The following is a 24,067-nucleotide window of genomic DNA, read 5'->3' as shown; positions in this document are numbered from 1 at the left end:
GCCCCTCAGCCGATCACGAACAGGGGCTGGTCGAATTCCACCGGCTGGCCGTTCTCGCCGAGGATGGCGACGATCGTGCCCGATGCATCGGCTTCGATCGGGTTGAACATCTTCATCGCTTCGATGATCGCCAGGGTCTCGCCTGCCTTGACCTGCTGGCCGATGCTGACGAAGGCCGGCTTTTCCGGCGACGACGACGTATAGAACGTGCCGACCATCGGCGAGCGCAGCACGTGGCCTTCCGGCAGTGCGTTGCCCGGCTTGGCGGTGCCGCCGGTGGAGGCTTCGGTCGGGGACTGCATCGGCATCGCCGGGGCAGCGGCCGCTGCCGGGGCCATCATCATCTGCGGCGGCGTGGCCGCCATCTGCGCGAAGGTGCCGACCGGTGCGCGCGACAGGCGCACGGATTCTTCGCCTTCCTTGATCTCGATCTCGGCGAGGTTGGACTCTTCCAGCAGGTCGATCAGTTTCTTGATTTTGCGCAGATCCATGGGGGCCTCTTTGTTTTTGATTATCTGGGGTGGGAAGGGCGCAGGCGCCCGTTCGGATTTCAGACGCTGGACAGCCGCTGTACGGCGGCATCCATCGCGTAACGGTAGCTGTCGGCACCGAAACCGCAGATGACGCCGATCGCCTTGTCACTGAAATAGCTGTGCTGGCGGAAGGGCTCACGCGAATGCGGATTGGACAGGTGGATTTCGATGAACGGCACGTCCACGGCTGCCAGCGCATCGCGAAGGGCGACGGAGGTGTGGGTGAAGGCGGCCGGGTTGATCAGGATGAAGGCGGTGCCATCGGCACGCGCGGCCTGTATGCGGTCCACCAGCACGTGCTCGGCGTTGGACTGCAGGCTTTCTACTGTGTGGCCTGCCGCCGCGCCCTGCGCATGCAGCGCCTGGTCGATCTGGGGCAGGGTGGTGTGGCCATAGACCCCCGGCTCGCGCGTACCGAGCAGGTTGAGGTTGGGGCCGTGCAGGACCAGCAGTTTCGCCATGGGAGCCGAACAACAGGAAAGGGCGGCAGTCTGGCGGAAGCTGGAGTTGATGTCCAGTTCGGCGAAGTTATGAGCGTTTCAAGCAATTGTTTGAATGCGGGCGTGCTTGTGTGGGGTGCGGCGTGCCGCTCCTGATGTGCGGCTCAGCATAGCTGGTGCTTATAGGGGCGCTGGTGGCCGCTCCCTCCGCGTTGCCAGGTTGAGGAGTCAGCCCTCTGAGCTTGGATATCCGTCTGCTCGGCGATCTCCAAGGAAGATCTGATCAACTGAGAAACTGCGAAGGCTGCTCGTCGTTGTTGTGAGGGCTGTTCACCGCCCGGCTGACTCGGCATGCCTCGATAGAAGTGAGGGGAGGCTCGCTGGGCAGCAGCATCGCCATGGCGTCGTCGGGCTCGGCGGCCATCCAGTCGTCGACCTGGCCAGGCTGCAGCCACACCGGCATCCGGTCGTGGATATCGGCTGACACGCCGCTGCTGTCGCCGGTGATGATGGTGAAGGTGCCGAGGCGCGCCATTGCGCATTCACTTGACCGAACAATCCGCGCCACCTAGATTTCCTGATGAAACCCACTATCACGCGTAACCCCAGAGACGGCCTACATGCCGAGTCGGTCCCTATGATCATGCAGCCATGACTAAGGCGACGCACCGCGTTGGCGTTGATCATGCTGGCTTTACGGTTTCCTCCTTGGACGAATCCATCCACTTTTGGACCCAGGCGCTGGGTTTCGAGCTGCAACGCCAATCGGAGATGGGAGGCGATTTCCTGTATCAGGTTACAGGCGTTGATGATCCGAACGTGCGCACGGCAATCGTCTTGGCGCCGAATGGGTTCATGGTTGAGCTGCTGCAGTACTCTGGAGGTGGCCAGCACGGAGCCGCGCCGGAGAGTGCCGGTGCGATCGGAGCTGCACACCTGGCTTTGACCGTGGAGGATATTCACTCCGCCATCGCCCGTGTAGAGGCTGCGGGATGGAAGGCGAAGGGCAGTCCACAACCCATTCCAGGCGGTCCACGCAAGGGGACACTAGCGGCCTACGTCTCCGGCCCCGATCACATCACAATCGAGTTCATGCAGCCGCCAAGCAGGTGATGGGCGGGCCAGCGCAAGAAGCCGCGAAAGGCCTAGCGACCAGCTGGCAAGAGTTTTCGGACGCCTTTACACGCGAGGCGACGCCTGAACCAGCGACGTCTAGTGGCCGTCTTCTTCCGGCCTTTGTCACCGAACCCAAGTAGCTCAGCGAGGCGCCGGTCGGCATCAAGGTCGGGCATGACTAGCCGCGCAGGCGGTACAGCGATTGTTGCCGCAGGAAACCGCCACCCAAAGCGGGCATCACGGGCGACGACTCAGCGCCATTTCGTCGGCGATCCGAGTGATTCATCGGCGGCTTCTGTGGCTTGGTCGCAAACGGGTTGCTACGCCCCCGCGCGGATGGAAACTTGCAGCGGCGATCACGTCGACATGGAGCCCCGCATGACCCCCGTTGCCCTGTATTCGCCCGATCCGGCGCGCGGCTGGCTGCCCTGGGCCTGGCTGACGCCGATCCTGATGATCCTGTTCAACGCGGTACCGGTGATCGCGCTGGACGGGTGGATGCAGTCGCAGCATTGGTCGACGCCGCGCGGCGATCCGATCGGCCCCGCTGGCGTGTATGCGCTGCTGTGGATCGGCTTCGCGCCGACGCTGGCGGCCGTGCTCGCCTGGGTACGCTTCGTCGAACGGCGCTCGCTGGCGAGTATCGGGCTGACCGGTCCGGCGCCGCTGAAAACGTTCCTGCGCGGACTGGCCTTTGGAATCGGCACGATCGCGCTGGTCGTAGTCGCGATCTGGATGGCTGGCGGCATGCAGGCGGCGGGCTTGGGGCAGGCCTGGCGGTCGCCCGTCAGTCTGCTGCACATCGGTCTGCTCCTATTGAGTTTCATGTTCCAGGCGAGCGTGGAGGAAGTCATCTTCCGCGGCTGGATGCTGTCGGTGGTGGCGCGCAAGACCAATGTCGCGGTGGCAGTGCTGCTGGTGTCGCTCGTTTTCTGCTTCCTGCATTTCAGTCCGCACCAGCCGCCCCGGGTCATGCTCGGCACGTTCCTGCTCTCGCTGTTCGCCTGCGCCTGGGCGCTGCGGACCGGCAATATCTGGGGCGTGATGGGCTGGCACGCGGGGTGGAACTGGTTGCTCGCGACCGGCTTCGAACTGCCCGTCACCGGCATCGATGCGCACTTGCCGGCGCTGCTGGTGGCGCTGCGCCCCCAAGGCCTCGACACCCTGACCGGTGGCGCGCAAGGGCCGGAAGGCAGTTACCTGTGCAGCGTCTTCTTCATCGCCGCGATCGCGTGGATCCAGTGGCTAAAGACGCGCGGAGCTCAGACCTTCTCGCCGACCAGCAGGTAACGCCACTGCCCGGGCGGCATCGCTCCGTCCGGGCCCTTGCCGATCGGATGCTGGTTCGCGCCGTACCGGCGACGACCAAGCAATGGAGCGTCTGCTCGCGCTCGGTGGGCCGATCAACGCTCCGCTATGGGGTTTCTCGGTATCGACCGACCCGCGGCCGGGCCCTCGCTGATCGAGAAGGCCTTGCGTCTGCGGCGGACGCGCCAGATCGCTCCACTCATCGCGCGCGGCGCCTTCGAGTTTTCGACGGCGCGCAGGGCGTACGTGCAAGCTCATCCGGAAGCAGCGGGTGCTCGCTTTGCAATTTGCTACCGGTGCGGGTTCCGCTCCAGATACTCAGCGAACTAGAGGCAGCTTAGTTTCGGGATGCGAGTGCCACCACCGGCTGGAACCGAGACTTTCTTTACTGAAGTGTCAACAAAGGGTGATCTGGCTTCCTCGATAAAGCTCGACTAGGCCCACCTTCGGCTTACGTTTCGCGACGACTGCTCCTGGCCGAAAGCCGACATGCTTCTTGACGCGCCTCCGGTGAGCACCGCTTATCACCCAATCTCACAGTAGAGGTTCCGCCTCAAGGCCAAAGATCAGCCGGACGCAGTCCACAAAAATGGCTCGCCTTGGTCAGTCGCTCGTCGACTGACGTCTACAGATCAGCGTTCCTCACCGATATCCACAGAGGTGTACCCAAGGCATTGGAGATTGAGACCAGGGTGTAAAGCTGGAGGTCCTGTCTCCGCTGCTCAACGTGGCCTGACTGCGTCCGATACATGTCCAACTGGCGAATCAGCCCCTATCTTCGGGACACCACTTCTTCTGCACGCACGCTAGATCGGGCGAATCGACTCAATGAATGGAATGCACGCAGGCCCGCTACTGGCGGCCGGCGGCCTGGAGCAACACCACTGCCCCATAGAAGACGGAGGCGTCGATATCCGATCCGTTCCCGGACCACTCTGCCAAGAATCAAAGGAGCAAGGTACTGCCAACGCGCGCGAAAGTAGAGCGACTCCGTGCTCGGCCGAGATACCCTGCGCCGCCCCTACGACGAACTCACTAGTCATGAAAAGGCGCCCAGAACTGGCGAGCTCGCCCAATGCTACACTCTGTAGTTTGGACCTTCAGACCCTGGAGGCATGAGCGGCGACGATGTCGCAAGATAGTCCCTCAACTGGAAGGCCAAGGACGATCCCGAGTCTATGAGCATGTCCAAAACATCCAGAGTAGCCCTCCTGAGATTCACGTCACGGAGGAGAACTTGCCGATGATCGTGGATCGCTACCTGACAGATGGTTTCAGCGTCCCAAATGACGTTCCCGTCGTTAAGAAAATCAGCCGGCATCTTGGCTATCGCATCTCTCAGTGGCACTAATGCGGAGGGAACCGACGATGCCCTTCCCACACCAGCCATCAGTGCAATCAGATGTTTGAGAACATGCCAAGCGTCACCTGCCACCTCAAGGCAGTCGGCCACGAATCTGGGCCGGTCCCGAAGCAAGGTGAGGTCATGATAGGTTTTGAGCCAGGGCCTGGTCTGAAAGAGCAGCACAGCTATCGGCTTCTCGTTCTTGCTGTAGGCATGCCGCGAACTGTTACGCAGCGTGTCATCGGCAAGGACCACCGAAGTGACTCTATCCCAGATTCTCCAAAACGCATCTGCGCTAGCGCACTCCTCCTTCATACTCGCGGATAGCGTTGACTCCAGCAGTCTCTCAGTGAGTTCCGGTCCGCGCTCGATGCAGTAGTCAAGCACCGCGAAGATCGGGACGCTACTTGTGGGCTGAGCTAACAGCTCCGCGCTCAGAAGGTCTCCCATTTCCTTCCGCGCCTCGAAATCGACATAGCCGGGGTCGTACCGATCAACCCGCAGTTTGCCTTCCTGCTGGACCATGCGCCGCGTGAGTGCCGTAAGTGCTTGGATTCTCCATGTGTCTGGCACTTCGCTGCGCGCGGCATCGAGCGCGATTGTCCACTCTTTAACCGCGGCGAGACTTTTTGGGGTTGGCCTGGCTGCCAACACTCCGCCTCTCAGAGCGGCTACCAACCGCTTGCTAGTTGCATCCCTAGCTGCATCAACGAAGTCGGGCCTGCGCTTTCGAGCGGCTCCGACTGTGATGTCGAGCTCCTCAGCGTAATGTGCCAATGCCGTCGTCAGCATATCGGCGAGCAGAGGTTGCTTGGGACGCAGAACCTCTGAAATGCTAATGGCCGCGGCTCTTCGAACAGTCCAGACGGGCTCCGTAATAACGTTTGCGAGGCACTGAGGCAGCTTCGGATGGCTCGGATCAAAGCTTGCTAGCAAGATCAGTGTCGTGGCCCTCAACTCGCCAGTTGCGGGCGCGCTTCGGATCCAGCCGTCGCTGTCTAGCCGCACTTCAGCAACTGTGAGGACGTAGTCCCGGGCCCACTGGAGCGCCTCAGACTCATCTGTTGGCCAGCGGCGAATCAGCGCGCACGCCAAGTCGTGCTCGATCCTTAGCAGGAACGACATTTCCTGCTCCCCAACCTCGCGACAGAGGTTTCGGTACTCGTCGTCCACATCAGATGCAGAGCGGAAACGGTCAACGGCGCTTGGGGACGAAGAGTAAAGTGGCTGATTCACTGCACCTACCCATAGTCGAATGGCAGCGGATCTATTCAAGAGTTGACCTCTTAACTGCGCATCGTCGCTTACTCGCTTCAAGTCAGGTTCGAGATTCACTATCTCCAGCGGAACGTACTTTCCATCTCCAACTGGCTCCCCGAACCTCATTCCCCTTGCGTCCATGCGCTTGAGGCTCATCCGCCATCCGTCAGGAATGTCCTGGGAAAGTTCGAGTTCCTCTATGTGCTCATCGAGCATCGCATGAATGCCCTCTCGGAGATCCGGGCGAAATATCTGCAGTTGGAGGACGAGCATCTCCAGGTGCTGCTTTCTGTGTGGGAGCCGATTGCTAGCAATGCGCTCCTTCTGCCTTTCCTCGTCTAACCCGTCGTGCCCGCCGTGAATCGCTAAGGTAGAGTCCTCTCCGGCGAATCGTGCCATGTCATCCATAAAGAATTCTGGGCATTTGAAGAGCGACAGCATCTTCTCAGTGACCAACTCAGGATGCGCAACTAGAACGCCAGCCGCTAGGCCAGTAGTGAAGCTTGACTCGCCATGTTCCAAGATGAACTCAATGGCCTCCGATACGATATCTGGTTGCGCTTTCGCCTCAATCAGCAGCCTTTGCTCCAGCGCCATGAGCGCGCAGTTCAGGACATAGCTGGAGACGGAGTGGCCCCGATAAGCTCCCCAAAGTCGCGAAGCATGGACATGGTCGCGTTCATTGGGGCTATACCTTTTCGGAAGAACGATGACCTCCTCCGGATGTGACCTGGAGAACGACACAGCTGCGTGATTGCAGAGATCGACGACGAAGCGAACGCTTTTAGCAAATGAGTAAAGCAAGAGCCACTTGAAGGGCCCCTGCAATACGGATGGCGGGAAAAACAAATGGGATGCTCTCTCACTGAGGCCCATTGAGGTCTCCCAGCCAAGCATTCCGAATTCACGTTCCTTGCTAGGAACAGGCTCAATATAGAGCGCCCAGAACGCAGTGCGCACCAAGTCTGGGCTGAAGTAGGCGGACTCCCTGCAGTGCTTGATGTTGGTGAGGAACTGCAGGCGCTCTTCGGCGTAGAAGTTCCGCCCATCTTGATCTTTAGAGGCCCGCTCCAGTAGGTGATCGATGAAAGCCTTGAACCTGACTGGATCAGCTCCAGAGCAACGGCACAGAAGCTCATAGAATCGCTTCCCCACGGACTTCTCTCTATGCCATTGATCACTGTCTCGCCAGCAATAGTGCTCAGCCATGCTGAAAACATCGATCACTCGCTGACTGGGCCGGTGCCAAGAGTCATCATGCGCAACCGCATCCTCTGCAAGCTGGACAACCCAAGAGTGAGACTGCGGTGGCATCGAAGGAAAGGCCTTTGCGACAAGGTCAATCACTACGTCCCAGGCCTTTCCTACTGGTGCAGCCATCCCGATCCGGGCAAGAATCTCCCTGTTCGAGGGATCAACTGCCAAGTGAGAGTAGTCGACGGATGTCGGTCCCTTGCAGGCAACCCTTAGCAAGTGACTCAAACGCTGAAGGAGAGGCGTACCAGCAAATGCGCCGCCGTCTCCCAGCCCTGAAATCAGTTTATCTACTCGCTCCGACCGCAGAAGCCCGATAGCGATTTCATCGCGCCATAGCTGCGACATGCGGGGCACCGGTTGAAACGCAGCTTCCAACAGCGCGAAGGCATCATCATCACCCTCAGCCGATCGCTGTGCCGTCCACGAGCGTAGAGCCCTCCGCATACCAGCGTGTGATCCGAGCTTCTCAAAGAGACTTGACCAGTTCCGCTCGGCAGATCGCACCTCACGCTCCACTCGGAAGAATAGCGACCAATCCTCCAGAACGTCGTGCGCCGGAGCCACCCGATCTACCTCGTCGACTACAAGTACGGAGTCCTGAAGGAGCGATGCGATAGCCTCAGCGTCCCGCGGAGGGTCGACAAACTGCGCGAAGCGCTCGGTGCGTAGGTAGCAGACTTCATCGAAGGCTGCTTGGCGCCGTGTCCGCATGGCGGTCGAAAGACCTCGACTTGGCGCAATCCTCTCCGTCCAAAGCGACCGCCTGAGACTGTTGCCTGCAGCAGTTGGCAGCGTCATCCCTGCCGCGGCGTACTTGAACGCAAGCTGCAGATAGTAGGGCGTACGCAGAACCTCTTTCACCTCCGGGTCTATGGATGTAATCTCTTCGAGCGCGCTTGAGGCCACTGCAGCCTCAATCTCCGTGTTAGTTAGCAGAGGGACGTCTACGACTTGACTGGAAAGACTGCAGAGAAAGTTTGTGTATAGACCGTTGAGAGCATAGGAGCGCGTCGTGATACAAAGCCTAGAAGACTTGTTCTTGCGGACAAGTGCGATCAATTCCTCGAGTGCACCTGGATTCTGCGCCTCAAGAGCCTTCTCCAGCGAGTCGATGATCACAGTAGCTGCGCCGGTGCGCAGAAGCATGTCGATCCCTACCAAAGGATCTGAGATTCCGCTCAGTGACTGGACTGATGCCAAGCTTGGAACGTCAAGCTCGTCGGCCCTGAAGAAGAACAAGGGGCCTGATTCACGCAAAAGAGATGCAGTTTCTGCAACGACGGCCGACTTTCCGACGCCCGGCCCGCCGGTGACAATAACGAGCTGACGGTTGTCAAGGACTGACAAGATTTGCGCCAGGCACCCGCTCCGCGGTATGTGGGAACCATTGTGCAGGCGTGTGGAGAAGAGTGAGAGCTGAAGTAGGGCACGCTCAGTTAGCCGCTCTGCTACACCGCCCAGTCCAGCCCGGGCACTCAAACGGCTCACTGCCGCTCGCAGTCCTTCCTTTGCTGTCTGAGACCAGGTAGTGAGGGTAACCGTCCCTACTGTGACCCCTTGCTCCTGCACATAGGACACAAGTCCGTCCCATATCTGCTCTCCCGAGTCGTCTGAACCGGCCTTAGTGAGGAGTGCTTGGACGAGGCTCAATTCCTGTGTGGACTCAGCTGCCAAATCATGAACGTCAACACGAAGACGCTGGAGCAGTTGAAAGACCAGATCCTCAGTATACTTTTCGCACAGCGTATCTTGTGAGATCACCTTGAACGCATCCCAGGTTCTCTTGTGCTGTTTGTTCAGTAACTTTGAATTCACCTTCTGCAGAAAGTCGGAAAGGCCTACTGAGGCACGCGCGAGCTCGCACAGGCGCTTAGCCGCCTGATTAGCAGGAGTCGCTGGCGCGATGGTCGCGATAACCAAGACGTCACAGGCGCGGTCAAAAGGGCTCTCATCGACACCGAGGAAGTCACGCCAAGCGCCGCGCAGTGCGTCAATGAAGTCCTTGTCTCCAGCTGTAGCGTTTAGGCCTCGCTTGCATTGAACTAGCTGTAGCCAACTTTCAGAGGACTTACGTAGCCGACAGTAGATGTCGTCGGTGTGAGCGCCGGTATAGCGAGCTTCAGAACGAATCTCTTCAACACGGACGCCATGCAAGCTGAAGGCTGTAGGCAGCCCCGTAAGCATATTGGCCAGATACAAAGCGCTGACACGAGCCTGAAAGAGTCCGCCACCTCCGCCGGTAGCGATAGTGCTCATGACTTGCGTGCCCTGAAGCGGACTGCGCTGGGTGTCTTCCTTCTCGCTCATCAGCTAAAGCCTTCGCCGCTGCGCGGCGCCTCCTGTAGGCTATCAAATAGAACTGGGGAATGCGCAGTCGAGAGATAAAGCCGACCTGTGTAACCTTGAAACAAGGAGCAGTTCATCCTCAGCTTCGTCCAGTTGAAGCTCAGGCGCAGAGCCGTGAAGGGTAGGACTGACCTCACCTTCAAGCGCATCTTAGGGTGCTTCAGGGCGGACAATCGGACCTCGTACCTCTTTCGACCATAGAGCCTGAACTTGCTAAGCATCCAAGCATGATCCTTGACGCCACTCTAGCTTTGGAATGCGGTGGGAGGGTAGCCATTTCACGCTTGGCAGCCCAGTCCAGCCCTGGCCAAATGTGACCGAGAATCTTGATGTTTGACAGAATCCCGTTGACAAGCGCTAAATTCCGGAGAGGAACCGCGGCGCATCGGAGAGGCTGCGTGAGCCGTTGGAAGCCGGGTATATCCGCATCGCGCGGGCGGCCCGCTGCGTGCAGTATTTGGCGTGTTTCCAGTCGGTGGCAGCGATGAATTCCTGCCCCTGCGGATGGGCAGGTGATCGCAGCAATCGTTGCCTGCGTACCGATGAGCGCGTTAACCGCCGCGCGCGGGTGTCAGGCCCGCTGCTGGACCCCATCGACCTGCATATCAGTGTGGCCCGGGACGGATGCGGTGGAGCTGCGGGAACGCACGCCGCTGGGCGAGCCGAGTGCTGACCGCCTCTGGCCGGGAGCCGACATTGAACTGGACGGATGAGTCGCGTTCGCTGTCGATGGCAGAGTCCGGGTGACGGGTTAGACTGGGCACCGCCCGCAGGGAATCTCCCGCCGCGAGAAGCCATGCAAGAATTGTGACCGTTAGCTAACTTTCTAGGAGGCCCCGTTGTTCTGGGCCAGCGTTGAATCGACTTCTGACAGAGGTGTGAAGTGAATGACTTGCAGCTACGGCCCACGGTATTCATTGCTGACCGCGTCCAGCCCGGGGATATTGTTCTCACAACTACGCCTGAATTGATTAGCAAAACGATTCAGCGTGTCACGGGCTCGGATATATCCCATGCCATGATCTGCGTTGGTAAGTCCAGTGTTATCGACTCTACGGGCGACGGAGTTCATGCGCGCAACCTAGAAAGGATCATTCTCGAGCCCGGTTGCTCCGGCCATGTGCTTCGCCCGTTGAAGCAGCTTACGACCGAACAAGTGCACTCCATTACCGCTTTCGCAAGGGCTGCAGTTGGAACACGATATACGATGAGCGGGGCTGCAAAGAGCGTAATGGCCGGCCTTGTCGCCGGGCGACGTCAGTTTTGCTCTCGTCTAGTTGCGCAAGCCTATCGCGACGCTGGCTTAGATCTAGTCATGGATGCTGACTTTTGCCACCCCGGGGAGCTACTCAAGAGCTCGGCGCTTGTCGAGGTGGCCGCTCCTCTTAGGTTTTTGAGCGCTGACGAAGAGGCTGGCTGGCGCGAAAGCATGGACCACGTCCAAGCGATGCGCAACTCGACCAATCTACTCCTTCAGGAGGCTCGGAAGCTTTCCGCTTCCATAGAATCTCTCAACGACATCGATATCTACTTGGTTGAGAATGCTGAGGCAGATGCTTTTCTCGTGCACGCCCTGCAGGCTTCAAGGTACTTAGAGCTATGGCGGGATGAGCTTGAAAGGAACTCTTGGCAGTACCACGTTGCCCTCATGGAAGGGCATAGCGGCTCAGATGCTCGGAAGCGGAAATATTGCTACGCCGTTATTGAGGACGAGAAAGTGGGCCAAAACCGTTTTATCATGAATCATGCAGGTTATGTGGCGCTTAACGCCATGCACTCGCGTAGATATTTCTCGCTAATGGTGGATCTCTATAACATTCTTACGGATCTTAACGATAGACGTGTAAAGGCGGCAACGTCTTGGCTTTCGCGCCGCGGATTACTTGAGGTCGCAGCGCGCACGCTACTTCGCCCGCACACGCCAGAGTGGTTCGCTTCTCTACGCGAATGGAATCCTAAGCAGGCCGCGATGACGCAGGCAGCCATTCAGGCTGCGGCGACATCGGACGCGTGCAGCATATGTGCGGATGAGCCAGCCAATGACTACGCTTTGCTGCACACGCCCGCCGCGGGGCCAGGTACACTGCGACTCTGTGATGATTGCTTACGCATTCGTTGCACCGAAGAGCCAATGACGCCGTTCTAGCCCCTTAGACTCAATTTCCAAGTGCAACACCCACTAACCAGTAGGGTGTCAGCATGTCCAAGCATTACTACCATTTGAGCGCGGAAGAGCGCGCCGTCGTCCAGATCGAGATCCAGGATGGCAGGAGCATGCGATCTATCGCCAAACGTTTGGGCCGCATTCCCTCGACCCTCAGCCGCGAGATAGCCCGGCAAGGTGCGGCGGCGTACAGCGCCGCCGAGGCCGGTAAAACCTATCGCACGCGCCGACTACGCTCTGTCAGGAGTCGCAGGCTTATCGAGGGTAGCGAGCTGTCTCAGTTCGTTCGTGATCACTTGGTGCTGTATCGCTGGTCGCCCCAGCAGATTGCTGCCAAGCTTCGCCACATGCATCCGGACGACTCCAGCCAGCGCATCAGCCACGAGACTATTTACGCCAGCATCTATGCCCACCCGCGCGGAGGGCTGAAGAAGGAGCTGGTGGAAGCACTTCGGCAGAGCAAGCCGACGCGGGGTCTGCGCCGTACGACGGCCGCCAAGCGGACGTGGGTTCCTGAGCCGCTGCGTATCGTGCATCGCCCGGAGGAAGTGCAGCAACGATTGGTTCCTGGCCACTGGGAAGGCGACTTGATCAAGGGGCTTTAAATCGCTCCTGCGTAGGGACACTGGTCGAACGAAAGACGCGTTTTGTGATCCTCTGCAAGATGGACGGATGCACAGCTGAAGCGGCACTGGAGGGCTTCAGTCGCCAAATGAAGAAGCTGCCTAAATCCATGCGTACCAGTTTGACCTACGACCGAGGCACGGAGCTGACGTGCTACCCAGAGCTGATGGACCGCCTGGATATCGACGTATGGTTTGCTGATCCACACGCGCCCTGGCAGCGCCGCAGCAACGAGAACACCAACGGGTTGCTTCGGCAGTCCCTGCCCAAAGGCATCGATCTGTCGAGCGCGAGCCAGGAATATCTCAACCACGTTGCGATGCTCATGAACACACGGCCACGTCAGACGCTGGGCTGGAAGACACCCGCCGAAGTGATGGACAAAGAGATCGTTGAATTCAGATCACGTGTTGCGCTTGCTTCTTGAGACCGCCCACATTGAACAACAGGGCGCCAATGCTGCTGTAGCCAAGTGATGTCATGCTCGCTCAGTCAGGTCACCAGTTGTCGGAGAAATTCCGCAAGGGCTTTTCCTGGGTCGCCTTCATCGGAGACGATCATCTCGATGCCCCAATGACCCAACACTTCTTCGGCCACCGGGTTGGGGCGATTCGTAAAGATGTAAGACCTGGGCCTTGCAGTGGCCAAGCTGGAGCCGCCCCACATCTCGGTGAGCCGATAGAACAGGAGCCGAATATTGATATCGTTTAAGCTGTAGCCAATGAAAAGCACCGAGCTGCCGAGCACGTCGGCACGGAGCTTGATGTCCAGCGGCGTGTCGAAATCCAAGCGTTTGAAATAGCTAGTCTCGTCAAGAACGATGGAGTCTTCCAAGTCGAAGTCGCCATGCAGTTTGACAATCTGGCGGCGTCCCTCGGTGAGTCTCACGAGGTCGGCAACGCTCTTGATCTTGTCGTACTCAACTTCGAGAGCATCGTGTGCGTTTTCCAGCCAGCGGTCGTAGTTAGTCGTGTAGATCTTGGGGAACTTACCCAGGGTGATTAGCCGGTGGATTTCGGACTTGGTGATGTCCGTACTCGGTGGGTGCCAAGCACGGTCCATCCAGCTGCGCAACGCTCCAAGACCACCCATCCTCTTTCTATAGAACTCGGCTAGCGCTAGGGGCGTTCCATAGGTGGCGAAGATTTTTGGATCGTACTCCAGCTCTTCAGCAATGCGTCCAATTAACGCGTTCCAGTCCGGCAAGCCAAGATTAGCCGACACCCCAGCCCCCACGAATAGCATCAGCTTGCCGCTACGGTGCGCCTCGATTAGCTCGTGTTTCATTTCATGCCCATCGCTATCGTTAGGTGATCAGCAAACTTGTCCAGCGCAATTCGGCGCATGGAGATGCCGTCTTTCGCCGAGCCCATCTCAGCGAAAGTTTTAGTGGAGCCGTTGGGAATGAAGACACAGTCCCACTGGAAATCAGGGGAGCCAACGGGAATTGTCGGGACCGTTCCTTCGATAGCACCTTCGAACAGGTGCATCTTGTGCCCGTCGCAATAGCCGATCACGGTTTTGGCGGTCACCTTGTCGTCGCCCAGGCCTGCCACGAGCCTAGCGAAGCGGTCAGCTTTCAACCGGTCCCAGAAGATCTGCGTCAAGCCAGCAGGCAATCCATTGAGCCCGCTCAGGTAGAGGCCTGTGTGCTCGACGAACAGAGGACGGCCGATGGCCCCAAAGGCTTTGACTAACTTGTCCTCTACCAAAGCATAGACATCTTCGGTCTGCAACTCTTGGATCTTCTGGGCTACCGCAATGATGTCGACGCCCGCTGGAGCAAGAATGCGCTGGACTTCATCGATCTTGTGCGGATTGCTAGACATGAACCGGATTTTCAAACAAGCCCCTCCGTGAATAAATGATCTTTTGCAATATCGAATTACTGCGGCACGTACAAATCGACAGATCTTCTGCCATCGCCGAGGCGTGGTCACCGACCAAACCGTGCTGGTGGACCGCATGATATTCTGGACCGGTCAGGCTTTCGTAGACATCTCAGAGCCATAATCAATGGAAACGAGAGAGGTGTCTATGGCAAGCAAGCAGTACACGGATGAGTTCAAGGCCGAGGCGGTTAAGCAGGTTACCGAAAGGGGCTTTGCTGCAGCCGAGGTTGTTAGGCGGCTGGGGTCTCGTCCCACAGCCCTCACCAAGGGCTACGCAAGGCCAAGAGCGAGGTCTTGGCGAGCACGCCAGAGGGGTCGATGTTCTCGACGCCCAAGGACTCAGCCGAGGTGCGTCGGTTGAAGGCCGAGGTGAAGCGACTGACTGAAGAGCGCAACATCTTGAAAAAAGCCGCGGCGTACTTCGCGAAGGGGTGATGGCGAAGTACGCTTTCATGCGTGAGCATTTGGGCGAGTTCAGGCTGACGGCCATGTGTCGAGTGCTTGGCGTTAACCGCAGTGGCTACTATGCATGGGCGGGCAACTCAAGCAGGCCCCGTCGTCGTGAGGATGATCGTCTGCGCGGCCTTATCGAGCACGCCTAGCTGGCAAGCGGAACGGTGTACGGCTACCGCAAGATCACCCAGGAACTTCGTGAGGCCGGTGAACGTTGCAGCCGGCATCGTGTTCGACGTCTGATGAAGGCAGAGGGCATAAGGGCAGAAATTTGCCACGGCACCAAGCCTCGCCATCGAGGCGGTCCGCCTGGGGTGGTTGAAAACGTGGTCAATCGCGACTTTTCGTCCGCTGCACTAAACAAGGTATGGGTCACCGACGTCACCTACATCCGCACCTACGACGGCTGGATTTTTCTGGCAGTGATCGTCGACCTTTACTCACGGGAAGTGGTTGGCTGGGCGATGCACTACCAGATGACCACCGACCTTGTGCCCCAGGCACTGGTATCGGCGGTATGGAAGCGAAAGCCTGCTGCGGGCCTGATCATCCTCTTCGACCAGGGCAGCCAGTTCACGGGCAGCGACTGGCTCTCGTTGCTGAAGCAGCATGGCATGGTGCCAAGCATGAGTCGCCGTGGAAACTGCCATGACAACGCGGTGGCTGAGAGCTTTTTTCAGTGCACTGAAAAAAGAGCGGATCAAGCGACGGATCTACCCGACCCGGGACGAGGCGCGCTCGGACCTATTCAATTGCATCCAGATGTTTTACGACCCAATCCGAAGCCACGGTTCCTCTGGCAACCTGGCCCCTGTAGAGTTTGAACGGCGTTACGCGCAAAGCGGCTCATGAATGTCTACGGAAGTCTGGCCGGTACAGTCCGCTACTTGCAGCTTCGGATGAAAGTGCATACATACCCACGGGGAACTATTTTTTCGAGGTGCAAGGATGAATGCTCATTTGGGTGCAATTATGGTGGTGCTGGCGTTGGCCCTATCGGTGCTTTCCGGCTGTGAGCGCCCTCGGAAACTCAGGCGCAGGGTCGGGTGCCTGGAGCCTGCAAGATGCGCGGCAACGGCGATGCGCCTCCAACCTGCATGACTTCACTTTCAAGCGTTCTTGCGGCGCCAGAGCGATTTGAAGGGATGAAGATATCGTTTGGAGCGTGGGTGGACCAGGTAAGCGATGTTGTACTTGTCTTCCCGTCGGAGGATGCGATGGGTTTGAGGGACACGGCAAGCTCGATGGTCATCTATCCGGAGAAGCATGTGCGGTCTGAGGATCGTTTGCTCCCGGGTTTGTCTGGGAGTGCTGAATTTGTTCGGGTCACCGGCTTCTTTTATCGAATAGAGGACGGGGTTCGAAACTCCCGCGTGGATCCTGTTGATTCGGGTAGATTCGGTGTGTTGGAAGGCGTAACTATTGAGGACTGAAGTGGGCGCCAACTTTCCTGCAGACGTCATTCGCGCCAGTGACTCATGCCACGTGAGTTTGTACATGCAGGGCGATGCGCTCGATCCTCATGCTGAGCCGCACACTTGTCGTGTTGTGCGTCTACTGCGCCCGGCGGCAGAGCAGGGCCCGCAGTAACGGGGGATCAGCGGTGATACGCTGCGCGCAGCCGCCCACCTGGGCGTGGCGGGCCATGGTGGCCTTGAGAGGACGGACCTGGACAGGATCGACGCGCTGCGCCTGCTGCTGGATGTTGCTGATGCCGGCAGCTTCTCCGCTGTCGCGCGTCAGCGCTCCATCGCGACGTCCACGGTGGCGCTCGCCGTCAGCCAGTTGGAACAGGAGTTCGGACGGCAGGTCGTCATCCGCTCGACGCGCAGACTGGTTTTTACGCATGAGGGTGAAATCCTTCTCGCCGATGCGCGCCGCATCGTCTCGGCGTGGGACGCGGCAGCGGATGCGCTGCGAGAAGATGACCACCTGACCGGACCGCTGCGGGTCACCGCGACGAACGATTTCGGACGGAGTCGCCTTCGTCCACTGCTGGATGCCTTCCAGAGACTGCATCCCGGCCTGCATGTGACCCTCGTTCTCAGCGACAGCACGCTGGACCTGATCGATCACCACATCGACCTGGCGGTGCGTAGCGGGCCACTGCCCGACTCGGCCCTGCGCGCACGCCTGCTCGTTCGCGGCCGCCGCTTGGTCTGCGCGGCACCTGCGTACTGGAATCGTACCGGTAGACCCGGGCATCCGAACGACCTGCAGGCGCACAACTGCATCATCCTCGCGCGACCCGACGCGCCACTCTCGCCGTGGCCGTTCATACAGGCCGGCGTGCCGTTCAACGTCAAGGTCAGCGGCGACCGCCAGGTTTCGGACGGTGACGTCGTGCGGCGCTGGGCGATCGACGGGTACGGCGTCGTTCTCAAGAATGAGTGGGACATCCATGACGACCTGGTGGCGGGCAGGCTCGAGACGGTACTCGACGACTACGCAATCCCCCCGCTCGATCTGTATGCGCTCTATCCGAGTGGCGCCACGAGCCGACGCCTGTCAGCCTTGATCGATTTTCTCGCCGACGCCCTGCAGACCTTGCCGCCTGACGGATCAATCACCGGGTAACGTGACGTCGGACTGATACGGGTCGGGTGGTTTCGAGATTCTCGCAAAGTCATTTCGACACCCGCTGGATTCTCTTTGCGTCGGGCCAGGACCATCCTGTGTTTCCCACAGCGAGGTGTTCCCATGCAACTTGATTTCAGCAACCGTCGCGTCCTGGTGACCGCGTCCACCGGCGGCATCGGTTTTGCTGCCGCGCGCGGCTTCCTGGCGGCTGGTGCACAGGTGGTCATCAATGGACGTCACGCCTCTGGCGTCGACCGGGCCATCGAGCAGCTGCGTCCGGTGGGCACGGACATCAGCGGTTTCGCCGGCGACCTGGGCACGGCCGCTGGCTGCGCAGGGCTCGTTGAGGTGTATCCGGCCTTCGACATCGTCATCAATAATCTGGGCGTCTATGGTCCGCAGGATTTCTTTGATACGCCGGACGACGAGTGGGAGCGGTTCTTCCAGACCAATGTCATGTCCGGTGTGCGGCTGTCGCGGGCCTATGCGCAAGGCATGGCCGCACGTGGCTGGGGCAGGGTGGTGTTCGTGTCCTCGGAATCGGCGATCAACATTCCCGCCGACATGATCCACTACGGCTTCACCAAAACCGCGCAACTGGCGATTTCCCGTGGTCTGGCCAAGCGCCTTGCAGGGACTGGCGTGACCGTGAATGCCGTGGTGCCTGGACCCACGCTTTCCGACGGCGTCGCCCGCATGCTGCAGCCCGAAGGCACGAGCGACAAAGAAGGTGTCGAACGTCTGGCTGCGGATTTCGTGGCGACACATCACAGCTCGTCGATCATCCAACGGGTGGCCACGGTTGAAAAGGTCGCCAACATGATCCTGTACGTCAGCTCCGCGCAGGCGTCCGCCACTACGGGCGCGGCACTGCGCGTCGATGGGGGCGTCGTCGAGAGCATCTTCTGATTCCTGCAGTCCCTTCATTCTCTTTCGAGGCAGCACAATGACTCATCCCATCATCACCGCCATAGAAGAACGTCGCACCACGGTGTTGTTCGATACAACCCGTGTGCTCAGTGATGCGCAGATCCAGGAGCTGGTGCGCCTGGCGACACGTGCGCCTACCTCATTCAACCTGCAGAACTGGCGCTTCATCGCCGTCCGCACGCAGGACGCAAAGGCGCGCCTGCGTGCGATCGCGTGGGACCAGGTGAAGATCACGGACGCTGCAGTCACCTTCATCATCTGTGGGCAACTGGCAGACGAAAAGACATTGCCCGACCGTCTGGCCCCGGTGGTCGAGGCCGGCATCATGCCGGAGCCCATGGTGGCGGGCTGGGTGGACGCCGCCGCTGGCCTGTACGCAGGCCAACCGTGGCGTCAGCGCGACGAGGCCGTGCGCACGGCCACCTTCGGTGCGGCCACGCTGATTTTTGCCGCCCACGCGATGGGGCTCGGTGCCGGACCGATGATTGGATTCGACCAGGATGCAGTGGCGCGTGACTTCGATCTGGCAGCGAACGAGATTCCGGTGATGCTGCTGTCGGTCGGCTTCCCCATCGCTGGGAACTGGCCGCAGAAGCCTCGTCGGCCGATGGACGACGTGCTGACGCTGGTCTGAGAGGAGTAGATATCGATGCCCCACGTCACAGTGAAGTTGTACCCCGGCCGCGATCCGGCGGAAAAGCGCGCAATGGCAGATGCCATCGCGTCGGCACTGCATGACAGTGCCGGATATGCACTGAAGAACGTTTCCGTTGCGATGGAAGAGGTGGAGCCCGCACGCTGGATGCAGGATGTCTATGCGCCAGGGATCCAGGGGCGTGCCGATCAGCTTGTGCGGCGCCCCGGCTACGGCCCGTCGGGTGATGGCGATAAAGCAGGTTCACTCGAATCATGAGCGCGCCGTTGGTCAGCCAAGGCTGTGGAAGACAGCCTTGGCTCCATGGGTCCGATACCCTACACCAGCAAGAATAAAATCAGTTTTCCTGATAATCGCTTTCGTCGTACGCGCCCGCCACCGTGCACGTCAGCTTCGGCGAGGTGTCTCCGCCCAGCGTCAGCTCGCCCGCCGGGGTGGTGCGCCCGTCCTCGGCGTTGAGTTTCGCCGCCTTGCGCACAGCGGCCAAGCTCGCATCCAGGTCGGCGGTGTAGCTTTCGCCCAGTTCGCCACTGGCGTCGATGAAGATAGCCACCTCGCGTACCGGCAGGCCGAACACCAGGAACGGCACCGGCGGCTTGATGGCGGCGATTCCGCCCTCCGCATCGCGGGGCAGCGACGTCCACGCGGCACCGGCGGTGTCAGGTTTCGTGCGGCATTCCAGCGCCGCTTGAAGCGTCGGCGCGACGGCCTGCCACTGCGCGGCGTCGAGCGCATGCGCTGCCGGGGCCGCCAGTACGCCAACAAGCAGGGGTGCCAGGCTTTTCATGGGAACGCCACGCACACACGCCATCCATTGCGTCAGGGTCATCACAGGTCACTCCGGGTTGCATTGCAGTGTCTCGAATGGCGCCGGCCCGAATGGCCGTGACACGGACGCGCCAAGTCTACGATGCGGCAGGGTGATCGCTTGGTTGTGCAGTGCGTTGGACATCAGCGCTACCGTCGACCATTCCCTACCCCTGCAATGTCAGGGCCATATCCGGGTAGCGCGCACAGATGAAGTCCACGAAGGCGCGCACCTTCGGCGTGGCCAACCGGCGCGAGGTGTGCAATACCCATAGCGCGGGCTCGGCACCGGTGATCACGCCCCACTGGATGAGCGCGCCACTGGCGATGTGCTGCTGCGCGATGGACGCGGGAATCAGCGCGGCGCCGCCACCGGCCAGCGCGGCATCGCGGATCATCAGGAACGAGGAGAATCGCAGCCGCGGAATGGGCTCCAGAATCAGGCGTCCGTCGTCGAGATTCCACTGTCCAGGCTGGAAGGTCGCGGCGACAATCGCAGGCACCGCGCGGACGGTGCCGCGCTCTGGCATCGCCACGCCGGGCGCGGCAACCACCACCAGCCGGTCCTTGGCGAAACAGCGGCCGACCAGAGCGCTGTCTGGCCGCGGATTGGTCCGGATCACCACATCGAAGTGTTCTTCAATGAGGTCGACCATGCGGTCCTCGGCCACGACCTCGACGGTTACCTCAGGATAGGCGGCGCAGAAGTCTGCACCGATGCGCCCCATGGCCAGCTGCGAAAACAGTACGGGGGCGGCGATGCGCAGCACGCCGCGTGGAGAGGAAACGCCATCCCGCGCGGCGGCCATGGCCTCGGCCACCTCACCCAGTGGGGATTCGATGCGGTTGACCAGCATCTGACCAGCCTCGGTCAGGATCAGGCCGCGCGCGCTGCGCTCCACCAGCCGCACGCCCAACTGGTCCTCCAGATCCGAGATCCGGCGGGACAGTGTCGCCTTGGATCTGCCGCTGGCCCGACTGGCCTTGCCCAATCCGCCGCTGGCCGCGACCAGCAGGAAGTCGCCCAGATCATTGAGGTCCATGTTGTTTCATATATGAGACGGCGGGTCTACATAATGTGGTCTGCGTTTTGATAGTGCAACGGACTATCGTTTGCTCGTCCGATCCCCATCCATCCGTTGAAGGAGTTTCACATGAGCATTCTCGTTACTGGTGCCACGGGCACTGTCGGTGCACTGGTTGTCGAGGGCCTGGCCGGTGCCGGTGCCGACGTCAAGGCGCTGGTCCGCACACGCGGCAAGCGCGCCTTTCCTGCCGGCGTCACCGAAGTGGTGGGCGACCTGACCGACGTCCCGTCGATCCGCGCCGCGCTGTCTTCGGTGCGCACCTTGTTCCTGTTGAACGCGGTCACGCCCGACGAGGTAACGCAGGCGCTGATCACGTTGAACCTTGCGCAGGAAGCGGGCGTCGAACGCATCGTTTATCTGTCCGTGATCCATGCGGACACCTTCACCAACGTGCCGCACTTCACCGGCAAGCACACGGTCGAGCGCATGATCGAGAGCCTCGGCATTGCGGCCACCGTGCTGCGTCCGGCGTACTTCATGCAGAACGAGCTGATGGTCCAGCAGACCATCCAGGACCATGGCGTATACCCGATGCCGATCGGCTCGGCCGGCGTGTGCATGATCGATGCGCGCGACATCGCAGAGATCGCTGTGGCGGAGCTGCTGCGACGTGACCGTGCACCGGCGGCGCTGGAGGCGCTGACCCTGGAACTGGTGGGCCCGCAGGCCATGACGGGCGCATCGGTGGCGGCCGCGTGGAGCACCGCACTGGGCCGTGAGGTGGCTTACGCCGGTGATGACGTGGCGGCGTTTGAAGCGCAGATGGCCTCCTATGCACCGTCCTGGCTGGCCTATGACATGCGCCTGATGTTGGCGGGCATCCAGCTGCACGGAATGCGCGCCGCCGAGGGATCTGTCGAACGGCTGCAGGCGATCCTGGGGCACCCGCTGCGCACCTATGAAGCGTTCGTCCGCGAGGCAGCGTCGAAGGCGTGAGCAGATGCTCCAGTGATGCAGGGCCTGCCAGCCGGAGGCAAATGGAAACGGCCCCCGTCACTGAGTAGTTGACGGCCATGATCGGGGAGGGGACGCAGCAGTGTCCGCAGCATGGCGTAGACACTTGGCCCATGACGTGACTGCTATCGTCCGCTTTCCTCGACAGGTCTCACGGATGCTCACCATGTTCAGGTTCTCGCACCTTGCCGCAGTCGTTCTGCTGACCCCGTTGGCGGGCGTTTCTCCCGCAGCCAATGCGGCCATCCCTCTCTTCAACGGCACCTGCCCGGGCGCCATCGAGGTGCACGCCGATGAGGGCGGCCCGGTCTACATCAACGGCCGCCAGACGCAGTTGAAACGCTTCAACGACAATTACTATGAGGCGCGTGACGCGAGCAGTGGCGTCACCTTGTCCATCAACCGTTCGCCCGATGGCGGCGTGCAGATGAGCTATACCGGCAAGGGCGGCGCCAACGGGGTCTGCCAGGTGGGCAGCGCGGGTCAGTCGGATGACGGCGAACGGCACCGTCATGATCGTCCTGCCACCGACCGTGGCGAGGGGGCGCTGCCGGCCGAGGTGACCTGCGAATCGCGTGACCGCAAGCAGACCGAGTGCGACATGGACACCCGCGGCGATGTGCGGGTCGTTCGTCAGCTGAGCAGCACGCGCTGCGTAAAGGGTGAGAACTGGGACCTCAACCGCCACTCGATCTGGGTCAAGGACGGGTGCCGTGCGGTGTTCCGCAATACGTCCTCGCGGGGGCGACCCACCGAATCGCGGGCTGATGGGCGAGGGGCGTCCGCCGCCTGCGACGACCGGGCCGATGCGGAGGGCCGCGTGGTCACCCGCGTGCCGGTTAATGAACAAGTGGCCGAGCTGATCATCGATTATCCGGACGGACGTTACCTCTGCATGGCCAACGACGACGGCACCGTGCAGTCGCTGACGCGCATGCGCAGGCAGCCCTGACGCTTAATGTAATAGTAAGTGTTACATTTGCGGTCAACCTCCAAGAGATGGCCGCCATGTCGTTTTCTGATCCCGCTGCGGTATCGCAGTACATCGATAACCTGGTGCGCAACGTGCCGGGTGTGCATGCCCTGCATCAGATGGCGCAGGTGCTGCTGGCCGAGCGGGTGCCTGCACACGGGCGGGTGCTCGTGCTCGGTGCCGGGGGTGGGGTCGAAATGCGTGCATTTGCCGAGGCGAGCCCGACGTGGCGCTTGGTTGGCGTTGACCCGTCGGCCGAAATGCTGGCGCTTGCGCGCCACACGCTTGGCGACCTGTCGCTGCACGGCGAGTTGATCCAGGGCTATATCGACGATGCACCTGACGTGCTGTTCGATGGCGCGACGTGCCTGCTGACGCTGCACTTTCTGTCGCCGGACGAGCGGTTGCATACGCTTCGCGAGCTGAAACGTCGGCTCAAACCGGGTGCTCCCTTGGTCATTGCCCATCACAGCGTGCCTGACGAAGCCACCGAAAAAAGGGTATGGCTGCAGCGCTGGGCCGCATTCGCCATCGCGCGCGGAGGTGCCGACGACGACCTCGCCGCCCGCGCCGAGGCGCTGGCGAGCAGGTTGCCCACGCTGTCACCCGAGCGCGAAGTGGCGCTGCTGGAAGAGGCCGGGTTCATTGAACCCCGCCTGTTCTACGCGGCGCTTTCCTTCCGCGGCTGGGTCGCCTACGCCGGGTAGAGCCGACTTCAGTCGGCTGCCGTTCCTCGGGTGATTCGCTCACGCGGGGTAGAGCCGACTTCAGTCGGCTGCCGTCGATCGGCAGCCCTCAGTCGCCTGCTCTTGATAATCTCCCCGCATCAACCCGGATAAAGCGGAAACCGCTCATCAGGATGGCGCTTCTTCCACTCGGTGTGCGCCACGGTGCCTTCCCAGGCAAGGAATGCGTTGGGCGGGCGGCCACGGCCTGACCACGTCTCGCCACTGAACGGCAGCCAGAAACGCGGCGGAAGCTCCTCTCCCGGCCGCTTGGTCGGGCGCGCTGCCTTGGCAGGCTTCTCGCGGGACGCCACGCTCGATGTCGCCTTCGCACCGACGGTCGCCAGGATCAGCGCCTGTTGCTTCGGGCTGAAATCGGCGTAGTACGCCTTGAGCAGCAGGTTCACCCGCTCGAAGGCTTCCTTGGTGGCGGCACGCAGCAGCGCCTGGTCGTTCAGGCCTGAGCGTGCGATTTCCTGTTCAAGTGCGGCTTTTGCAGTGGTGGCGGATCGAACGCCTGGGGACACGCGCGGCATGGGATTCCGGTGAGGCAGTGGAAGGGCCGGGGCAAGATAGCAAATGCGGGCATGCGGCTGCGATCAACGTAGCGCAGAGCC

19 protein-coding genes and 4 pseudogenes are annotated in these 24,067 nt (G+C 60.6%); 14 read left to right on the top strand and 9 right to left on the bottom strand.

Translation table 11 applies throughout. The features are described from left to right. Window positions 1-5: 5 nt before the first annotated feature. The 3 genes and pseudogenes from accB to IFT58_RS06975 all read right to left on the bottom strand — a co-directional run. Window positions 6-491, bottom strand: coding sequence for an acetyl-CoA carboxylase biotin carboxyl carrier protein (accB, locus tag IFT58_RS06985; protein WP_188325203.1), 486 nt, complete (start codon window positions 489-491; stop codon window positions 6-8). A 59-nt stretch (window positions 492-550) separates the two neighbouring features. Beyond that, complete coding sequence (aroQ, locus tag IFT58_RS06980; RefSeq protein WP_188325202.1) at window positions 551-994, bottom strand: type II 3-dehydroquinate dehydratase; 444 nt, start codon at window positions 992-994, stop codon at window positions 551-553. A 262-nt stretch (window positions 995-1,256) separates the two neighbouring features. After that, window positions 1,257-1,499: pseudogene (locus IFT58_RS06975) on the bottom strand (SOS response-associated peptidase family protein); the annotation flags it as partial. Between the two features lie 125 nt (window positions 1,500-1,624). Here IFT58_RS06975 and IFT58_RS06970 point away from each other — a divergent pair. Then, on the top strand, window positions 1,625-2,086 hold the full coding sequence (locus IFT58_RS06970) for a VOC family protein (RefSeq protein ID WP_192094298.1): 462 nt from the start codon (window positions 1,625-1,627) through the stop codon (window positions 2,084-2,086). A gap of 381 nt (window positions 2,087-2,467) precedes the next feature. After that, the gene (locus IFT58_RS06965) at window positions 2,468-3,379 is read left to right on the top strand and encodes a type II CAAX endopeptidase family protein (protein WP_192094297.1); all 912 of its coding nucleotides are present in this window, start codon (window positions 2,468-2,470) and stop codon (window positions 3,377-3,379) included. A gap of 1,096 nt (window positions 3,380-4,475) precedes the next feature. Here IFT58_RS06965 and IFT58_RS06960 read toward each other — a convergent pair. Then, window positions 4,476-8,606: an ATP-binding protein gene (locus tag IFT58_RS06960; RefSeq protein ID WP_197974566.1), complete on the bottom strand. Its 4,131-nt coding sequence runs from the start codon at window positions 8,604-8,606 to the stop codon at window positions 4,476-4,478. Window positions 8,607-9,993: 1,387 nt separating this feature from the next. Between IFT58_RS06960 and IFT58_RS06955 the strand changes: the two are divergent. The 3 genes and pseudogenes from IFT58_RS06955 to IFT58_RS06945 all read left to right on the top strand — a co-directional run. Next, window positions 9,994-10,224, top strand: a pseudogene (locus IFT58_RS06955) (ATP-binding protein); the annotation flags it as partial. 264 nt (window positions 10,225-10,488) lie between these two features. Then, a complete protein-coding gene (locus IFT58_RS06950) occupies window positions 10,489-11,751 on the top strand; it encodes a YiiX/YebB-like N1pC/P60 family cysteine hydrolase (protein WP_192094295.1) in 1,263 nt (420 codons plus the stop codon). 53 nt (window positions 11,752-11,804) lie between these two features. Next, window positions 11,805-12,820 (top strand): annotated as a pseudogene (locus IFT58_RS06945) (IS30 family transposase). A 65-nt stretch (window positions 12,821-12,885) separates the two neighbouring features. On the opposite strand, the gene IFT58_RS06940 reads toward IFT58_RS06945, so the two are convergent. Both IFT58_RS06940 and IFT58_RS06935 read right to left on the bottom strand, forming a co-directional pair. Continuing rightward, window positions 12,886-13,680: an SIR2 family protein gene (locus IFT58_RS06940; RefSeq protein ID WP_192094294.1), complete on the bottom strand. Its 795-nt coding sequence runs from the start codon at window positions 13,678-13,680 to the stop codon at window positions 12,886-12,888. Further along, window positions 13,677-14,237, bottom strand: coding sequence for a non-canonical purine NTP pyrophosphatase (locus IFT58_RS06935; protein WP_192094293.1), 561 nt, complete (start codon window positions 14,235-14,237; stop codon window positions 13,677-13,679). Before IFT58_RS06935 ends, IFT58_RS06940 begins: the two co-directional genes overlap by 4 nt. Before the next feature lie 193 nt (window positions 14,238-14,430). On the opposite strand from IFT58_RS06935, the pseudogene IFT58_RS06930 reads away from it, so the two are divergent. From IFT58_RS06930 to IFT58_RS06905, 6 genes and pseudogenes are all read left to right on the top strand, one after another. Then, a pseudogene (locus IFT58_RS06930) lies at window positions 14,431-15,590 on the top strand (IS3 family transposase). A gap of 212 nt (window positions 15,591-15,802) precedes the next feature. Next, the gene (locus IFT58_RS06925) at window positions 15,803-16,171 is read left to right on the top strand and encodes a hypothetical protein (RefSeq protein ID WP_192094292.1); all 369 of its coding nucleotides are present in this window, start codon (window positions 15,803-15,805) and stop codon (window positions 16,169-16,171) included. A 202-nt stretch (window positions 16,172-16,373) separates the two neighbouring features. Continuing rightward, a complete protein-coding gene (locus tag IFT58_RS06920) occupies window positions 16,374-17,315 on the top strand; it encodes a LysR family transcriptional regulator (protein WP_197974565.1) in 942 nt (313 codons plus the stop codon). A 123-nt stretch (window positions 17,316-17,438) separates the two neighbouring features. Beyond that, window positions 17,439-18,227 (top strand): SDR family oxidoreductase, encoded by a 789-nt coding sequence (locus IFT58_RS06915; RefSeq protein WP_192094291.1) that lies wholly within the window; start codon window positions 17,439-17,441, stop codon window positions 18,225-18,227. Between the two features lie 37 nt (window positions 18,228-18,264). Then, the gene (locus tag IFT58_RS06910; RefSeq protein ID WP_192094290.1) at window positions 18,265-18,882 is read left to right on the top strand and encodes a nitroreductase family protein; all 618 of its coding nucleotides are present in this window, start codon (window positions 18,265-18,267) and stop codon (window positions 18,880-18,882) included. Between the two features lie 15 nt (window positions 18,883-18,897). Continuing rightward, window positions 18,898-19,161: a tautomerase family protein gene (locus IFT58_RS06905; protein WP_192094289.1), complete on the top strand. Its 264-nt coding sequence runs from the start codon at window positions 18,898-18,900 to the stop codon at window positions 19,159-19,161. Window positions 19,162-19,240: 79 nt separating this feature from the next. Here the strand turns inward: IFT58_RS06905 and IFT58_RS06900 are convergent, their stop codons facing one another. Then, window positions 19,241-19,732 carry a hypothetical protein gene (locus IFT58_RS06900; protein ID WP_192094288.1) on the bottom strand — a complete coding sequence of 164 codons (492 nt, stop codon included), beginning with the start codon at window positions 19,730-19,732 and terminating at the stop codon, window positions 19,241-19,243. A 145-nt stretch (window positions 19,733-19,877) separates the two neighbouring features. Beyond that, entirely contained in the window at window positions 19,878-20,753 is an 876-nt protein-coding gene (locus tag IFT58_RS06895; RefSeq protein ID WP_192094287.1) for a LysR substrate-binding domain-containing protein, read from the bottom strand. Window positions 20,754-20,864: 111 nt separating this feature from the next. On the opposite strand from IFT58_RS06895, the gene IFT58_RS06890 reads away from it, so the two are divergent. The 3 genes from IFT58_RS06890 (at window position 20,865) to IFT58_RS06880 (ending at window position 23,432) form a co-directional block, all read left to right on the top strand. Then, on the top strand, window positions 20,865-21,734 hold the full coding sequence (locus tag IFT58_RS06890; protein ID WP_192094286.1) for an NmrA family NAD(P)-binding protein: 870 nt from the start codon (window positions 20,865-20,867) through the stop codon (window positions 21,732-21,734). A 184-nt stretch (window positions 21,735-21,918) separates the two neighbouring features. Then, entirely contained in the window at window positions 21,919-22,704 is a 786-nt protein-coding gene (locus tag IFT58_RS06885; RefSeq protein ID WP_192094285.1) for a DUF3011 domain-containing protein, read from the top strand. Between the two features lie 56 nt (window positions 22,705-22,760). Beyond that, window positions 22,761-23,432, top strand: a complete 672-nt coding sequence (locus tag IFT58_RS06880; RefSeq protein WP_192094284.1) for a class I SAM-dependent methyltransferase — start codon at window positions 22,761-22,763, stop codon at window positions 23,430-23,432. A 119-nt stretch (window positions 23,433-23,551) separates the two neighbouring features. On the opposite strand, the gene IFT58_RS06875 is transcribed toward IFT58_RS06880, so the two are convergent. After that, window positions 23,552-23,977 carry an H-NS family nucleoid-associated regulatory protein gene (locus IFT58_RS06875; RefSeq protein WP_342029541.1) on the bottom strand — a complete coding sequence of 142 codons (426 nt, stop codon included), beginning with the start codon at window positions 23,975-23,977 and terminating at the stop codon, window positions 23,552-23,554. Between the last annotated feature and the right edge of the window lie 90 nt (window positions 23,978-24,067).

Origin of the sequence: Stenotrophomonas sp. CFBP 13718 (assembly GCF_014842145.1) — a bacterium.
Classification (GTDB): Bacteria; Pseudomonadota; Gammaproteobacteria; order Xanthomonadales; family Xanthomonadaceae; genus Stenotrophomonas.
The sequence above is the reverse complement of the archived record's forward strand: the minus strand, read 5'-3'. Positions and strand labels throughout refer to the sequence as shown.

Excerpts from the sequence above, each read along its gene's own strand:
- accB (WP_188325203.1), bottom strand. The coding sequence starts at position 491 with ATGGATCTGCGCAAAATCAAGAAACTGATCGACCTGCTGGAAGAGTCC.
- aroQ (WP_188325202.1), bottom strand. The coding sequence starts at position 994 with ATGGCGAAACTGCTGGTCCTGCACGGCCCCAACCTCAACCTGCTCGGT.
- IFT58_RS06970 (WP_192094298.1), top strand. The coding sequence starts at position 1,625 with ATGACTAAGGCGACGCACCGCGTTGGCGTTGATCATGCTGGCTTTACG.
- IFT58_RS06965 (WP_192094297.1), top strand. The coding sequence starts at position 2,468 with ATGACCCCCGTTGCCCTGTATTCGCCCGATCCGGCGCGCGGCTGGCTG.
- IFT58_RS06940 (WP_192094294.1), bottom strand. The coding sequence starts at position 13,680 with ATGAAACACGAGCTAATCGAGGCGCACCGTAGCGGCAAGCTGATGCTA.
- IFT58_RS06925 (WP_192094292.1), top strand. The coding sequence starts at position 15,803 with ATGCGCGGCAACGGCGATGCGCCTCCAACCTGCATGACTTCACTTTCA.
- IFT58_RS06915 (WP_192094291.1), top strand. The coding sequence starts at position 17,439 with ATGCAACTTGATTTCAGCAACCGTCGCGTCCTGGTGACCGCGTCCACC.
- IFT58_RS06910 (WP_192094290.1), top strand. The coding sequence starts at position 18,265 with ATGACTCATCCCATCATCACCGCCATAGAAGAACGTCGCACCACGGTG.
- IFT58_RS06905 (WP_192094289.1), top strand. The coding sequence starts at position 18,898 with ATGCCCCACGTCACAGTGAAGTTGTACCCCGGCCGCGATCCGGCGGAA.
- IFT58_RS06900 (WP_192094288.1), bottom strand. The coding sequence starts at position 19,732 with ATGACCCTGACGCAATGGATGGCGTGTGTGCGTGGCGTTCCCATGAAA.
- IFT58_RS06895 (WP_192094287.1), bottom strand. The coding sequence starts at position 20,753 with ATGGACCTCAATGATCTGGGCGACTTCCTGCTGGTCGCGGCCAGCGGC.
- IFT58_RS06890 (WP_192094286.1), top strand. The coding sequence starts at position 20,865 with ATGAGCATTCTCGTTACTGGTGCCACGGGCACTGTCGGTGCACTGGTT.
- IFT58_RS06885 (WP_192094285.1), top strand. The coding sequence starts at position 21,919 with ATGTTCAGGTTCTCGCACCTTGCCGCAGTCGTTCTGCTGACCCCGTTG.
- IFT58_RS06880 (WP_192094284.1), top strand. The coding sequence starts at position 22,761 with ATGTCGTTTTCTGATCCCGCTGCGGTATCGCAGTACATCGATAACCTG.